Source organism: Micromonospora mirobrigensis (genome assembly GCF_900091555.1).
Classification (GTDB): Bacteria; Actinomycetota; Actinomycetes; order Mycobacteriales; family Micromonosporaceae; genus Micromonospora; species Micromonospora mirobrigensis.
Window position 1 is genome coordinate 135,209 of sequence record NZ_FMCX01000003.1, and the last position, 14,845, is coordinate 150,053.

Here is a 14,845-nt window from a genome sequence, read left to right on the forward strand (position 1 = left end):
CGCCGCCGTACCGGACCCGCCGGGGTCGTCCGATCCGGTTCCCCGTCCTCCCAGACAGGGGCAACCGGACAGGACGACCCCGGCGTTCTGCTGTCCGCACCCCGCCGCGCCGGGGCACGTTTGCCGCCCCGCCGGAGCGGAAACATCTCGACCATGGAGATAACGCGGAACACCGACCGGCGTACCTCGGGAGCGCGCAGGTGGTGGGCCCTGGCCGGTTTCGGCGCCGCCACCTTCGCCGCGGCCGCCATCGGCGGGCTGGGGGTCCGGGGCACCTCCGCCGAGTACCAGAACCTGGAGCAGCCGGCCTGGGCACCGCCGTCGTGGCTGTTCGGCCCGGTCTGGACGGTGCTCTACGCGCTGATCGCGATCGCCGGCTGGCTGGTCTGGCGCCGGGTGGGCTTCGGCCCCGCCCTCTGGGCGTGGGTCGTCCATCTGGTGCTCAACGCGATCTGGACCCCGCTCTTCTTCGGCGCCGGCCGCTACGGCCTGGCGTTCGCCGAGATCGTGGCGATGTGGCTCGCCATCGGGGTGACGGTGGCGCTGTTCCGGCGGATCTCCCGGCCGGCCACCCTGCTGATGCTGCCGTACTGGGCCTGGGTGACCTTCGCCGCCGCGCTGAACTTCGCGATCTGGCGGCTCAACGCCTGAGGTGCAAGGAGGGGCCCCCGGTTAACGCCTCCGGTATGGCAGGGGGCCCCTCTTGACACCTGGCCGACGCCGGGATCAGCAGCGTGGCACGTTCGGAATCCAGCCGTCGTAGCCGGTGTAGACGTAGGCGTCGGCGATGTACCGGCCGGAGCCGATCCGGTCCCAGATGCTGCTGGTGCCGTACGTGCCGGTGACGCTGGTGCCGGAGGTCTGGCAGGAGATCGTGACCTTGGCGCCGTCGGCGACCGAGCCGACCGCGGAGTAGCCGGTGCCCGGCCCGGAGCGGACGGTCAGGTCGGCGCCCGCGGTGTTCACCGTCCCGGTGGCGGTGCCGGAGGAGCAGTTGTTGTCACTGGTGTAGGTCTTCGTGCCCCAGTACAGCGCGAGCGCGCCGTTGAACCGGGCCTGGATGTCGTTGCCGTCGAGGCGCTGCTCGTAGTGCAGGTGCGGGCCGGTGGACCCGCCGGTGCTGCCCACCCAGCCGATCACCCTGCCGTAGCCGACGCTCTGGCCGACGGAGACGTTGAAGCCGTTGAGGTGCGCGTAGTAGGTGGTGTAGCCGCCGCCGTGGTCGATCCGGACGTACTTGCCGTAGCTGGTGCCACCGAGGTCGGTGACCCGGTCGACGGTGCCCGGCGCGCTGGCGACCACCGGGTCGCCGAGGTCGTCGGTGCGGTTGAAGTCGATCGCGTACGCCGGGCTGTGGTCGCTGCGGGTCTGCCCGGACCAGGACTGCCCGCAGGGGAAGGGCACCTTGAACGTGGGCGCGGCCAGCGCCGGGCTCGCCGGCACCAGCAGACTCCCCGCGACGAGCAGGGCGGCCGCCAGCAGGCTCGACCAACGTCTACGCATCCAGCACCTCCGATGTTGAGATCCTTCAATGTCTTGGCTTCAGCCTGGCAGAAACTTCCATGAATGGGAAGGGCGTCCCGCGCCGGCCCCGTCGGCCGCGGACCACTGCGCGTGGGAGCGCGCCCACGGCCGGTGAGCGGGTTTCGGGATTGTTACCGGGCCGTGTCCGGTCGGGGGGTGGACCCGCGACCATGCAAGCGCTTACATGTGAGGACGACCATCGGACCGGCGCCGGGTGCACCCCCGCGAGCGCGCCGGCAAGGAAGGAGATCGGCATGGCGTTTGCCAGATCGCGCCAGGCTCTCGCGATCGCCGGCGTCCTGGGCCTGGCGCTCGGCGCCACCGCCTGCGGCACCGGCAACGACAAGAAGAGCGACAAGGCGGGCTCCGCCGAGTGCGCGGCATACGAGAAGTACTCCGGTCACGACGGCAAGAAGGTGACCATCTACTCCTCCATCCGGGACGTCGAGGACGAGCGCCTCAAGCAGTCCTGGAAGGAGTTCGAGGACTGCACCGGGATCAAGATCGACCACGAGGGCTCGGGCGAGTTCGAGGCCCAGCTCCCGGTCCGGGTGGACGGCGGCAACGCCCCCGACCTCGCCTTCATCCCGCAGCCGGGCCTGCTCAAGCGGTTCGCCGACGCCGGCAAGCTCAAGCCGGCCAGCGCCGACACCAAGGCCATGGCCGAGGCGAACTACTCCCCCGACTGGCTGAAGTACAGCACCGTCGACGGCAAGTTCTACGGCGCGCCGCTGGGCTCGAACGTCAAGTCCTTCGTCTGGTACTCGCCGAAGATGTTCCAGGAGAAGGGCTGGCAGGTCCCGCAGACCTGGGACGACCTGATCAAGCTCAGCGACCAGATCGCGGCCAGCGGCACCAAGCCGTGGTGTGCCGGCATCGAGTCCGGTGACGCCACCGGCTGGCCGGCCACCGACTGGCTCGAGGACCTGATGCTGCGTACGGCCGGTCCCGAGGTCTACGACCAGTGGACCACCCACGGCATCCCGTTCAACGACCCCAAGGTTGCCGAGGCTCTCGACAAGGTCGGCACCATCCTCAAGAACGAGAAGTACGTCAACGGCGGCTTCGGCGGCGTGAAGAGCATCGCCACCACCTCCTTCCAGGAGGCCGGCACGCCGATCACCTCCGGCAAGTGCGCCCTGCACCGCCAGGCGTCCTTCTACGCCAACCAGTGGCCCGAGGGCACCAAGGTGGCCGAGGACGGCGACGTCTTCGCGTTCTACTTCCCGGGCATCGACCCGGCCCAGAAGCCGGTGCTGGGTGGCGGCGAGTTCGTCACGGCCTTCGCCGACCGCCCCGAGGTCCAGGCCGTCCAGACCTACCTGGCCTCCGGCGAGTACGCCAACAGCCGGGCCAAGATCGGCGACTGGGTGTCGGCGAACAAGAAGCTCGACATCAACAACGTGCCGAACCCGGTGGACAAGCTCTCCGTGGGCATCCTCCAGGACCCGAAGACCGTGTTCCGTTTCGACGGCTCGGACCTGATGCCGGCCGCCGTCGGCACGGGCACGTTCTGGAAGGGCATGGTGGCCTGGATCAACGGCAAGGACACCAAGACCGTCCTGAACGACATCGAGGGCAGCTGGAAGTGATCTGAGGGGTGACCCGGTCCGCATCGCGGACCGGGTCACCCTCCCCGCATCCGAACCCTTGAGGGAGGGTTGATGGAGTTCGACTTCGCGGCGGAACAGCCGAAGTTCCTCATGCTGATGTACGGGCTGATCGCTTTCGTCGCGGTGGTGGGCGGTCTGCTCCTGCTCCTCGACGTGGTGCCGACCTGGTTCGCCCGGCGCCGGGAGGCGCAACTGGTCGCGGCCTCGGCGAGCGGCGCCCCGGTGCCGCGCCGACGCAAGCAGCGGGAGGGGGTCTTCGCCTTCTTCTTCCTGCTGCCGACGCTGCTGCTGCTCACCATCGGCCTGGTGGTCCCGGCCATCCGCACCACGTTGCTCTCGTTCATGGACGCGCGCAGCACCAACTGGGTGGGGCTGGACAACTACGGCTGGATGTTCGCCGAGGACTCGATCTTCCGGGTGCTGATCAACACCCTGATCTGGGTGCTCCTGGTGCCGTTGGTGGCGAGTGGGTTCGGTCTGATCTACGCCGTCCTGGTGGACCGGGCCCGCTTCGAGTCGGTGGCCAAGTCGCTGATCTTCCTGCCGATGGCGATCTCGTTCGTCGGTGCCGCCATCATCTGGAAGTTCGTCTACGCCTACCGCGGCGACGAGCAGGACCAGATCGGTCTGCTCAACCAGATCGTGGTCAGCCTGGGCGGGGAACCGAAGCAGTGGCTGCTCGAATCGCCGCTGAACACCTTCCTGCTCATCGTGATCATGGTGTGGATCCAGGCCGGTTTCGCCATGGTGGTGCTCTCCGCGGCCATCAAGGCCATCCCGGCGGACATCATCGAGGCGGCCCGGCTGGACGGCACCACCCCGTGGCAGATGTTCTGGCGGATCACCATGCCGAGCATCCGGCCGGCGCTGATCGTGGTGGTGGTGACGATCTCGATCGCCACGCTCAAGGTCTTCGACATCGTCCGGACCGCCACCAACGGCAACTACGACACCAACGTCATCGCGACGGAGATGTACAACCAGGCGTTCCGGTACGGCGAGAACGGGCAGGGCTCGGCGCTCGCGGTCTTCCTGTTCGTCCTGGTCCTGCCGCTCGTGATCTACCAGATCCGCAACCTGCGCAAGCAGCGGGAGGGCTGAGATGACCACCGCCACGCCCACCGTCGGAGCCGGCGTCCAACCCCCCGCGCCGCTCACCAGAGCCGCCCGGGTCCGAAAGCGGCTCAACAGCCGCACCGCCACGGTCGTCTCGATCGTGCTCGCGCTGCTCTGGACGGTCCCGACCTTCGGCCTGTTCGTCTCCTCGTTCCGGCCCGAGGACCAGATCAAGACCACCGGCTGGTGGACGTTCTTCAGCGACCCCCAGTTCACCTTGAAGAACTACCAGGACGTGCTCTTCAGCAGCGGCTCGTCCGGGCAGCTCGCCAGCTACTTCATCAACTCGCTGGCGATCACCATCCCGTCGGTGCTGTTCCCGATCGCGTTCGCCTCGCTGGCCGCGTACGCGCTGGCCTGGATCAACTTCCGCGGCCGGGACTGGCTCTACATCGGCATCTTCGCGTTGCAGATCGTGCCGCTGCAGATGGCCCTGGTGCCGCTGCTGCGGTTCTTCTCCACCGGCGTCAGCGTCGGCGGGATCCAGCTCCTCCCCGCCTGGGACCTGGTCGACGAGCAGAAGTTCGCCCAGGTGTGGTTCGCGCACACCTGCTTCGCGCTTCCGTTCGCGGTCTACCTGCTGCACAACTTCATCTCGCAGCTGCCCGGCGACCTGATGGAGGCGGCGCGGGTCGACGGGGCCACCCACCCGAAGATCTTCCGCACCATCGTGCTGCCGCTGATCACCCCGGCCCTGGCGGCGATCGGCATCTTCCAGTTCCTCTGGGTCTGGAACGACCTGCTGGTCGCGCTGATCTTCGCCGGTGGCGGCGACGAGACCGCCCCGCTGACCGTCCGGCTCGCCGAGCTGGCCGGCACCCGGGGCAACGAGTGGCAGCGACTCACGGCCGGCGCGTTCGTCTCGATCGTCGTACCGCTGATCGTGTTCCTGTCGCTGCAGCGCTACTTCGTCCGCGGCCTGCTCGCCGGCAGCGTCAAGGGCTGACCCGCACGTCCGCCGTCGCCCGGCCTCCGGGCGGCGGCGGGCCGGGACGCGGAGCGGGGGTGCGATGACCAGGATCGACGACGTGGCCCGGCTGGCCGGGGTGTCCACCGCCACGGTCTCCCGGGCCCTGCGCGGACTGCCGACGGTCTCCGCCGCGACCCGCCGCCGGGTGCTCGCCGCCGCCGAGCAACTGCACTACTCGGTCTCGCCCAGCGCCTCCCGGCTCGCCGGCGGGCGGACCGGCACCGTCGCGGTGATCGTCCCCCGGATCACCCGGTGGTTCTTCGGCACCGTTGTCGAGGCGGTCGAGGACTTCCTGCACACCGCCGGCTACGACCTGCTGCTGCACAACCTCGGCGGCCGGGAGCAGAACCGCCAACGGCTGCTGCGCACCGCCAACCTGCACAAGCGGGTGGACGCCATGATGCTGGTCGCCACCCCGCTGCGCCCCGCCGACCGCTCGGCGCTGGCCGCGCTGGACCTGCCCGGCGTCACCGTCAGCTCCGGCACCGACGTGCCCGGCTGGCCGTGCGTACGGATCGACGACGTGGCCGCCGCGCGGACGGCCGTGCGGCACCTGATCGACCTCGGTCACCGGCGGATCGCCCACATCTCCGGCGACCCGGACGACGAACTGGCCTTCACCACCCACCTGGACCGGCGCCAGGGCTACCGGGACGCGCTGCGGGCGGCGGGCATCCCGCTGGACCCGAGCCTGGACGTGGAGTCGCAGTTCAGCATCGACGGCGGCAACCGGGCCGCCACCGAACTGCTCGCCCGTGGCGAGCCGCCCACCGCGATCTTCGCCGCCTGCGACGAGATGGCGATGGGCGCGATGACCGCGCTGCGCGACGCCGGGCTGCGGGTGCCGCAGGACGTCAGCGTGATCGGCATCGACGACCACGACCTGGCCGGCGTGCTCGGGCTGAGCACCATCGCCCAGCCCGCCACCGAGCAGGGGTTGCTCGCCGCCCGGCTGCTGCTCGACCCGCTGGGTGGGCGGGCCGTCGAGCCGTACACCGGGCTGGTCGTCCGGCCCCGCGGCGGCGCGGAGCCGGACCTACCGGCGCCGCTGGCCCCGGTGATCCTGCCCACTCGGCTGGTCGTACGCGAGTCGACCGCCCCGCCCCGGGCAGACTGAACGGATTCACCCGCCCCACCGGCGGGCAGACAGAAGAACCATCCGGCACCGCCGTCCCGGCTCGACACACGGGAGAACGCCCTGAACACGAACGCGACGTCCCAGGAGACCACCGGAGGCCCGGCCACCGGCTGGTGGACCGAAGCCGTCATCTACCAGATCTATCCGCGCTCCTTCGCCGACTCCGACGGCGACGGCATCGGCGACCTGCCCGGCATCACCGCCCGCCTCGGTCACCTCGCCGAGCTCGGGGTGGACGCGGTGTGGCTCTCGCCGTTCTATCCCTCGCCGCAGGCCGACGCCGGGTACGACGTGGCCGACTACCGGGACGTCGAACCGCTCTTCGGCCGGCTGGAGGACGCCGACAAGCTGATCGCCGAGGCCCGCGCCAAGGGCCTCAAGGTCATCGTCGACCTGGTCCCCAACCACACCTCGTCGGCGCACCGCTGGTTCACCGCGGCGCTCGCCGCCGGCCCGGGCAGCCCCGAGCGGAACCGGTACGTCTTCCGCGACGGCCTCGGCCCGGACGGCGCGCAGCCGCCGAACGACTGGCAGAGCGTCTTCGGCGGGCCGGCCTGGACCCGGGTCACCGAACCCGACGGCCGCCCCGGCCAGTGGTACCTGCACCTCTTCGACACCGCGCAGCCCGACCTGAACTGGGACAACCCGGAGGTCCGCGAGGAGTTCCTCGACGTGTTGCGGTTCTGGCTGGACCGGGGCGTGGACGGCTTCCGGGTGGACGTGGCGCACGGCCTGATCAAGCAGGCCGACCTGGCCAACTGGGAGGAGCCGCAGGAGATCCTCTCCGGCAACGAGGTGGAGAAGCCCCGCCCGCCGATGTGGGACCAGGACGGCGTGCACGAGATCTACCGGGACTGGCGCCGGCTGCTCGACTCCTACGACGGCGAGCGGATCCTGGTCGCCGAGGCGTGGGTGGAGCCGGCCGAGCGGCTGGCCCGCTACGTCCGCCCCGACGAGATGCACCAGGCGTTCAACTTCGAGTACCTGCTCGCCTCCTGGACCGCCCCCGCCCAGTACGCGGTGATCACCCGCTCGCTGGAGGCCACCGACGCGGTCGGCGCCCCCACCACCTGGGTGCTCTCCAACCACGACGTGGTGCGGCACGCCTCCCGGCTCGGGCTGACCATCGGCGGCGGCCGGCCCAACGGCATCGGCGTCGGCGATCCGCAGCCGGACGCCGCGCTCGGCCTGCGCCGGGCCCGGGCGGCCACCCTGCTGATGCTCGCCCTGCCCGGCTCCGCCTACCTCTACCAGGGCGAGGAGCTGGGACTGCCCGAGCACACCACGCTGCCGGACGAGTCCCGCCAGGACCCGACCTGGGAGCGCAGCGGGCACACCCAGCGCGGCCGGGACGGCTGCCGGGTGCCGATCCCGTGGGAGGCCGACGCCCCGTCGTACGGCTTCGGGCCGACCGACGCGAGCTGGCTGCCGCAGCCGCCGAGCTGGGCCGAGTACGCCCTGGACCGGCAGCGCGGGGTGCCCGGCTCGACGTACGAGCTGTACCGCACGGCGCTGCGGCTGCGCCGCGAGCACGGGCTCGGCCGGGGGACGCTGCGCTTCCTGGAGTCGGGTGACGAGGTGCTCAGCCTCACCAACGCGGGCATCACGGTGCTGACCAACTTCGGCGCGACGCCGGTGCCGGCGCCGACCGGGGAGCTGCTGGCCGCCAGCGCGCCGCTGGACGCCGACGGCCGGGTCCCCACCGACGTGACGGTCTGGGTCCGCGGCTGAGGTTGTTTGTTAGGAGGGGCCCCCTGCTATACCGGAGGCGTTAACAGGGGGCCCCTCCTCACAGCCGGCCGGCGCGGGCGTGCAGCAGCTCGTGGACGGCCTCGATGTCGCCCGGCGAGGTCCGGGCCGCCCGCCAGTACATGATCCCGGTCGGGATGAAGAAGAGCTGGAACGCGGCCAGCCCGACCGCGTAGTTCAACGGCGGCGGGAAGGCCACCCGCAGCGCGTGGAAGGCCACCCCGACCAGCCCGTTGCCGGCCGCCCGGCCCACCCCGTTGACCAGGTTGCCCAGGCTGTAGACGGTGCCCCGGTGCTCCGGCGGGTTGACGTCGGCGATCAACGCGAACCAGTTCGGCGAGTTCGCCGAGGTCAACGCCAGCGCCACCACCGCGGTGAGCAGGCTCAACCCCACCGTCGGCTCGGTCGCCACGCTGGCCAGCACCGCCCGGATCACCGCGCCGGAGCCGGCGCCGTCGGGCACGTCGATGCGCATCGGCACGAAGAAGAGCACCAGGTAGAACGGCACGGCCGCGAGGATGCCCACCGCCGCGACCAGCGCCCGCCCGCCCGGGGTACGCCGTTGCAGCGCGTCACCGGCCAGCCCGCCGACGATCGACAGCACCCCACCGAGCTGGAACAGGGTGGCGAAGACGCTGCCCACCACCACCGCGGTGGCCGCCGAGTAGCCCTGCTCCCGGGCCCGCTCGGCGAAGAGCACCGGCAGCCAGACCAGCGACCCGAACGCCGCCTGCGCGGTCAGCCCCTGGAGGATCAGCCAGCGGTTGGTCCGCCGGGCCAGGATCCGGGGCAGGTCGGCGCGGCTGATCCGGTGGTCGTACTCGGCGCCGGCGTCGAGCGCCGCGGCCAGCTCCGGCTCGCTCTGCCCGCGCCGGATGTCGTAGGTGAACAGGTACGCCACGGTGGCCGCCAACCCCACCACGGTGAGCAGCAGGAACGGCCGCCGCCAGTCGGTCGCGCCGAGGATGCCCCCGGTCAGCGTCCCGGCGAGGGTGCCGACGCCCTGGGAGAGCCCCCAGAAGCTCATCACCAGCCCTCGCCGGCGCGGCGAGATCAGGTCGGTCACCACCGAGAAGCCCACCGAGCCGACCGCGCCCAGGCCGACCGCCGCCACCAGCTGGGCGGCCAGGAACGACGGGTAGTCCTGGGCCAGCGCGCTGCCGCCGGTGCCGGCCGCCCAGATCAGCGTGCCCACCATCAGCAGCGGCTTGCGGTTGGTCCGGTCCCCCACGTACGCCCAGCCGACCGCGGCGACCGCGCTGGCCAGGAAGCTGACCGCGGTGACCAGACCGAGCAACCGCTGCGGCACCCCGAGGGCGCCGGAGATCGGCTCGTAGAGCGGCGGCACCAGGCCGATCGCCACGTTGTCCAGCGAGGCGAGCACCACGAACACCAGGACGCTGTACGTCCGGTGGAACACCGTCCCGCCCCGGGAGATCCGCGTGCCGCTCATGCCCGGCAGCCAACCAGCCCGAGATCACGGGCCGGTGACGGCCCCGGTCTCAGAGGTAGCCGCCGGGTTGGGCCGGCACGGTCGGGGCGGGGACCGCGCCGGAGCGCAGCGCGTACAGCTCGGCGAGGGTGGCGCCCTGCGGCGGGACGCCGGCCGAGGTGCCGAGCCACCCGGTCGCCTCGGCGTACGACAGCGGGCCCACCTCGATCCGGGCCAGGCAGCGCCCCGGCCGGACCACCGCCGGGTGCAGCCGGGTCAGGTCCTCGTTGGTGGTGATCGCCACCAGCACCTCCCGCCCCTGGCCGAGCAGCCCGTCGGTGAGGTTCAGCAGCCGGGACAGCGCCTGCCCGGTGGCCTGTTTCGCCTCGCCCCGGATCAGCTCGTCGCAGTCCTCCAGGACCAGCAGCCGCCAGCGGTGGCCCGCGCCCTCCTCGTCCTCGTCGCCGACCGCGATGTTGGAGAGGTACGCCGCGTCGCCGAAGAGCACGTCCGGGTCGAGTACGGCGTCCACCTGGCACCACTGGCGCCACTGCCTCGACAGCGCCCGCAGGGCGGTGGTCTTGCCGGTGCCGGGGGCGCCGTGCAGCAGCACCAGCCGCCCGGAGACGGTCTGCGGGGTCACCGCCATCAACGAGTCCAGCGCGGTCCGCGCGTTCGCGGTGTAGTTGCCCCGGATGGCCGCCCACTCGGGAGCGGCGATCGACCGCAGGTCCCGCCGCGCGCCCCGGCGCGGGTCGTGGTGCCAGAAGCCGATCCGGCCGGTCTCCGGGTCGTCGGGCTCGGCGGCGCCCTCGATGATCCGGTCCAGGGCGGCCTGCCCGGTCCGGTCGTCGACGGCGGTCACGGTGACCTCGCCGGAGCGTCCGTTCCAGGTCACCACCCGGGCGGTCCAGCCGTCGCCGGCGATCAGCCGGAACCGCTGGCGGTGCTCGACGGCGGTCCGCAGCACCCGCGCGTCGGCGGGGGCCAGGGTCGCGTCGTCGCGCAGCCGGGCCAGTCGGACCGTCCGGGCCCAAAGGTGCCGGCCGGTGACGAAGTCCGCCAGCGCGAGCGCGTCGACGACGTCGCACGGGCTGTCGGAGTCGTCGTACTGGAGGACGGAGGGCAGGGTGGCGTCGGCCGGCGTGGTCCGCATCCTCCGATGATGGCGATCACCGACGCCGCCCGTACACCCCTTTAAGCTACGAATTGATCCAGTACGTGGTCGCGGGCCCGGGCATAGCGCTCCCGGATCGCGGGCACGGGTTCCGCGACGTACTCCTGCGCACCGGCCAGTGGCCACGACGGCGGCGCCGCGCCGCCCAGGGCGACCCAGGCGGCCTGGCGGGCCGCGCCGTCCGCGACGTACTCCCCGGCCGGGGGCGCCACCACCGGGCAGCCGAAGACCTGCGGCGCGATCCGGCGGACGGCGAGCGACCGGGCGCCACCGCCGACCAGCAGCACCCGGTCCACCCGGGCGCCCTGGGCGCGCAGCGCGTCCAGGCCGTCGGCGAGCGCGCAGAGCAGCCCCTCCACCGCCGCCCGGGCCAGGTGGGCCGGGGTGGAGGTGCGCAGGGTCAGGCCGTGCACCGAGCCGGTGGCGTCCGGCCGGTTCGGCGTCCGCTCCCCCTCCAGGTAGGGGACCATCACCAGGCCGTCCGCCCCGGGCGGGGCGGCCAGCGCCAGCTCGGCCAGCTCGGTGAGGTCCACGCCGAGCAGGGTGGCGGCCGCGTCGAGCACCCGGGCGGCGTTCAGCGTGCAGACCAGCGGCAGGAAACGGCCGGTGGCGTCGGCGAAGCCGGCCACCGTCCCGGACGGGTCCGCTGCCGGGGTGTCGGCGACCGCGAAGACCGTCCCGGAGGTGCCGACCGAGACCACCACGTCGCCCGGGCCAGCGCCGACGCCGAGGGCGGCGGCGGCGTTGTCCCCGGTGCCCGGTCCGAGCAGCACCGCGGCCGCGCCGGCGCCGGGCGCCGGGCCGTCGGCACCGGAGCCCGGGCCGTCGGCGCCGGAGCCCGGGCCGTCGGCGCCGGCGAGCGCCCTCGGGTCGAGCCGGCCGGCCGGCTCCGCCGGGCCGAGCACCGTCGGCACCGTCACCCGCCGGCCCAGGGCCTGCTCCAGCAGGTCCCACCGGTAGTCGCCGGTGTGCGGCGACCAGTAACCGGTGCCGCTGGCGTCACCCCGGTCGGTGCGCAGCGCGGCCAGCCCGGGCGCGCCGGCCAGCCGCCAGGTCAGCCAGTCGTGCGGCAGGCAGACCGCCGCCACCCGGGCCGCGTTGGCCGGCTCGTGCCGGGCCAGCCAGCGCAGCTTGGTGGCGGTGAAGCTGGCCACCGGCACGCTGCCGGCCGCCTCGGCCCAGGCCCGCCGGCCGGCCTCCCCGTCGCCCGCCTCGGCGACCAGGTCGCTCGCCGCGCCGGCGGAGCGGGTGTCGTTCCACAGCAGCGCCGGCCGGACCACCTCCCCCGCCTCGTCCAGGCAGACCATGCCGTGCTGCTGGCCGGCGACCGAGATGGCCACCACGTCGGCCAGGCCGCCCGCCTCGGCGACCGCGGCGCGCAGCGCCGCCCACCAGGCGGCCGGGTCGACCTCGGTGCCGTCGGGGTGCGGCGCGCGGCCCTGCCGGACCAGCGCGCCGGTCTCCGCGTCCCGGATCACCACCTTGCAGGACTGGGTCGACGAGTCGATCCCCGCGACGAGCGGCATGCCGGCCCGCCTCAGCGCGCGCCGAGCAGGTGCTCGACGGCGAGCTGGTTGAGCCGCACGAAGCCGTAGCCCTTCGCGCCGGCCGCCTCCGGGTCGAAGTCCTCGAACGCGGACCGGTCGGCGAGCAGGTCGGCGTGGCTCTCCCCCGGGTTCAGCGTCGGGGTGGCCAGGTCGCGGACCTTGGCGGCGGCGAGCGCCTCCGCCACCTCCGGGTCGGCCCGGAACGCCGCGGCCCGCTCCTTGAGCAGCAGGTACATCCGCATGTTGGCCTCAGCCGAGGCCCACACCCCGGTCATGTCCTCGGTGCGGGAGGGCTTGTAGTCGAAGTGCCGCGGCCCGTCGTAGGCGGGGCCGCCGTCCGGGCCGCCGTGCTCCAGCAGGTCGACCAGGGCGAACGCGTTGAGCAGGTCGCCATGGCCGAAGACCAGGTCCTGGTCGAACTTGATGCCACGCTGGCCGTTGAGGTCGATGTGGAACAGTTTGCCCTGCCAGAGCGCCTGGGCGATGCCGTGCGCGAAGTTGAGTCCGGCCATCTGCTCGTGGCCGACCTCCGGGTTGAGCCCGACCATCTCGGGGCGGGCCAGACCGGAGATGAAGGCCAGCGCGTGCCCGACGGTGGGGAGCAGGATGTCGCCGCGCGGCTCGTTCGGCTTGGGCTCGATGGCGAAGCGCAGGTCGTAGCCGGAGTCGACGACGTACTGGCAGAGCAGGTCGACGGCCTCCCGGTAGCGGTCCAGCGCCGAGCGGACGTCCTTGGCCAGGTCGTACTCGGAGCCCTCCCGACCGCCCCACATGACGAACGTCTTCGCGCCCAGCTCGGCCGCGAGGTCGACGTTGCGCAGCACCTTGCGCAGCGCGTACCGGCGGACGTCGCGGTCGTTGCTGGTGAAGCCGCCGTCCTTGAACACCGGGTGGGTGAACAGGTTGGTGGTCACCATCGGCACGACCAGGCCGGTCTCGTCGAGGGCCTTGCGGAACCGGCCCAGCCGGGCGTCGCGGGTGGCGGCGTCCGCGCCGAAGGGGACCAGGTCGTCGTCGTGGAAGGTGATCCCGTACGCGCCGAGCTCCGCCAGCCTCTGCACGGCCTCGACGGCGTCCAGCTCGGGTCGGGTGGCGTCGCCGAACGGGTCGCGGGCCTGCCAGCCCACCGTCCAGAGACCGAAGGAGAACTTGTCGGCGGGGGTGGGGCGGGGTGCCATGGTGACCTCCGGGGTGGTGGCGCGGTTCCACAATTTGTTCAGTGGTTGAATTATTTGGCGGCGATGTGGCACTGTCAAGAGGTGACCAGCACCAGCGCCGTCGGGGCGGTGCGCCAGGGCAGCCTGCGTGAGCTCAACCTCGCCCTGGTGCTCGGCCGGATCGCCGCCGCCCCCACGCCGCCGTCACGGGCCGACCTGGCGGCCGACACCGGGCTCACCCGGGCCACCGTCTCCGCCGTCGTCGACGACCTGATCAACGGCCGGCTGGTCAGCGAGGCGGCGCCCGCACCCCGGACCGGCGCCGGCCGTCCCGCCCGCGGGCTGGTGCTGGCCGACCACGGCCCGGCCGGGCTGGGCCTGGAGGTCAACGTCGACTACCTGGCCGCCTGCGTGGTCGACCTGGCCGGCACGGTCCGGCACCACGTCGTACACCGGGCGGACCTGCGGCCGGTCTCCCCCGCCGACGCGCTGGCCCGGCTCGCCGGTCTGGCCGCCGGGGCTCGCGCGGCGGCCGACCGGGAGGGCCTGACCCTGGCCGGCGCCACCCTCGGCGTGCCCGGCCTGGTCGGCGCCGGCGGCCTGGTCCGGCTGGCGCCCAACCTCGGCTGGCGCGACGTCGACGTGCCCGGCCTGCTCGCCGACCATCCGCCCCTGGCCGAGCCGGTCCCCGGCGTGCCGCACCTGGTGGTCGACAACGAGGCCAACCTGGGCGCCCTCGGCGAACTGCACGCCGGCCCGGCCGGCGCCCGAAGCTTCCTGCACATCTCGGGCGAGGTCGGCATCGGCGCCGGCATCGTGCTCGACGGCGCGCTCTTCCGCGGGGCCCGCGGCTGGAGCGGCGAGATCGGTCACATCCCGATCCGCCCCGACGGCCCGCCCTGCCGCTGCGGCGGCCGGGGCTGCCTGGAGCGGTACGCCGGCCAGGAGGCCATCCTCACCGCCGCCGGACTGGCCGGGGCCGACCTGCCGGCCGACATCGCGACCAACCGGCTGGCCGGGCTGGCCACCGCGGGCGACCTGGCAGCCTGCGGCGCGCTGCACGACGCCGGCACCGCCCTCGGGGTCGCGGTCTCCGCCGTGGTGAACCTGCTCGACCTGGACACCGTGGTGCTCGGCGGTGGATACGCCACCCTGGCGCCGTGGCTGCGCCCACCGATCCTCACCGAGCTGTCCCGGCGGGTGCTGACCACCCCGTGGGCCGAGGTCACCGTGCGCCCCGCCGTCCTCGGCCCGCGCTCGGCGGCCGTCGGCGGGGCCGGCTCCGTGGCCCGGGCGATCATCGCCCGGCCGGCCGGCTGGCTGGCCCGCTCCGGCTGACCCGGGCTCGCTCGATGGGCGGTCGTCGCATCCCGTCGGTACGCTTGCCGAAAGGCAACGACCCCGATCGAGGAGCGCACTACC

The 14,845-nt window shown here is 73.0% G+C and carries 12 protein-coding genes; 7 read left to right on the forward strand and 5 right to left on the reverse strand.

Annotated elements, in window-relative coordinates; all coding sequences use genetic code 11:
- Positions 1-153: 153 nt before the first annotated feature.
- Positions 154-651 carry a TspO/MBR family protein gene (locus tag GA0070564_RS11835; RefSeq protein ID WP_091607618.1) on the forward strand — a complete coding sequence of 166 codons (498 nt, stop codon included), beginning with the start codon at positions 154-156 and terminating at the stop codon, positions 649-651.
- Positions 652-726: 75 nt separating this feature from the next.
- On the opposite strand, the gene GA0070564_RS11840 is transcribed toward GA0070564_RS11835, so the two are convergent.
- Positions 727-1,503: a M23 family metallopeptidase gene (locus tag GA0070564_RS11840; protein WP_091607622.1), complete on the reverse strand. Its 777-nt coding sequence runs from the start codon at positions 1,501-1,503 to the stop codon at positions 727-729.
- Between the two features lie 275 nt (positions 1,504-1,778).
- Here GA0070564_RS11840 and GA0070564_RS11845 point away from each other — a divergent pair, with 275 nt between their 5' ends.
- From GA0070564_RS11845 to GA0070564_RS11865, 5 genes are all read left to right on the forward strand, one after another.
- Positions 1,779-3,116 (forward strand): ABC transporter substrate-binding protein, encoded by a 1,338-nt coding sequence (locus tag GA0070564_RS11845; RefSeq protein WP_091607626.1) that lies wholly within the window; start codon positions 1,779-1,781, stop codon positions 3,114-3,116.
- Between the two features lie 72 nt (positions 3,117-3,188).
- Positions 3,189-4,238, forward strand: coding sequence for a carbohydrate ABC transporter permease (locus GA0070564_RS11850; RefSeq protein WP_091607630.1), 1,050 nt, complete (start codon positions 3,189-3,191; stop codon positions 4,236-4,238).
- Position 4,239: 1 nt separating this feature from the next.
- Entirely contained in the window at positions 4,240-5,199 is a 960-nt protein-coding gene (locus GA0070564_RS11855; RefSeq protein WP_091607634.1) for a carbohydrate ABC transporter permease, read from the forward strand.
- A gap of 64 nt (positions 5,200-5,263) precedes the next feature.
- A complete protein-coding gene (locus GA0070564_RS11860) occupies positions 5,264-6,340 on the forward strand; it encodes a LacI family DNA-binding transcriptional regulator (RefSeq protein WP_091607638.1) in 1,077 nt (358 codons plus the stop codon).
- Between the two features lie 81 nt (positions 6,341-6,421).
- Complete coding sequence (locus tag GA0070564_RS11865; protein WP_091607641.1) at positions 6,422-8,092, forward strand: glycoside hydrolase family 13 protein; 1,671 nt, start codon at positions 6,422-6,424, stop codon at positions 8,090-8,092.
- Positions 8,093-8,150: 58 nt separating this feature from the next.
- Here the strand turns inward: GA0070564_RS11865 and GA0070564_RS11870 are convergent, their stop codons facing one another.
- Genes GA0070564_RS11870 through xylA form a run of 4 tightly spaced genes read right to left on the reverse strand, consistent with a single transcriptional unit; the run spans position 8,151 to position 13,444 of the window.
- Positions 8,151-9,563, reverse strand: a complete 1,413-nt coding sequence (locus GA0070564_RS11870; protein ID WP_091607645.1) for an MFS transporter — start codon at positions 9,561-9,563, stop codon at positions 8,151-8,153.
- Positions 9,564-9,612: 49 nt separating this feature from the next.
- Positions 9,613-10,698 carry a DUF5925 domain-containing protein gene (locus GA0070564_RS11875; protein WP_091607648.1) on the reverse strand — a complete coding sequence of 362 codons (1,086 nt, stop codon included), beginning with the start codon at positions 10,696-10,698 and terminating at the stop codon, positions 9,613-9,615.
- 41 nt (positions 10,699-10,739) lie between these two features.
- A complete protein-coding gene (locus GA0070564_RS11880) occupies positions 10,740-12,245 on the reverse strand; it encodes a xylulokinase (protein WP_091607651.1) in 1,506 nt (501 codons plus the stop codon).
- An 11-nt stretch (positions 12,246-12,256) separates the two neighbouring features.
- Positions 12,257-13,444 carry a xylose isomerase gene (gene xylA / locus GA0070564_RS11885; protein WP_091609080.1) on the reverse strand — a complete coding sequence of 396 codons (1,188 nt, stop codon included), beginning with the start codon at positions 13,442-13,444 and terminating at the stop codon, positions 12,257-12,259.
- Between the two features lie 63 nt (positions 13,445-13,507).
- On the opposite strand from xylA, the gene GA0070564_RS11890 reads away from it, so the two are divergent.
- The gene (locus GA0070564_RS11890; protein WP_176730649.1) at positions 13,508-14,761 is read left to right on the forward strand and encodes an ROK family transcriptional regulator; all 1,254 of its coding nucleotides are present in this window, start codon (positions 13,508-13,510) and stop codon (positions 14,759-14,761) included.
- Positions 14,762-14,845 lie beyond the last annotated feature (84 nt).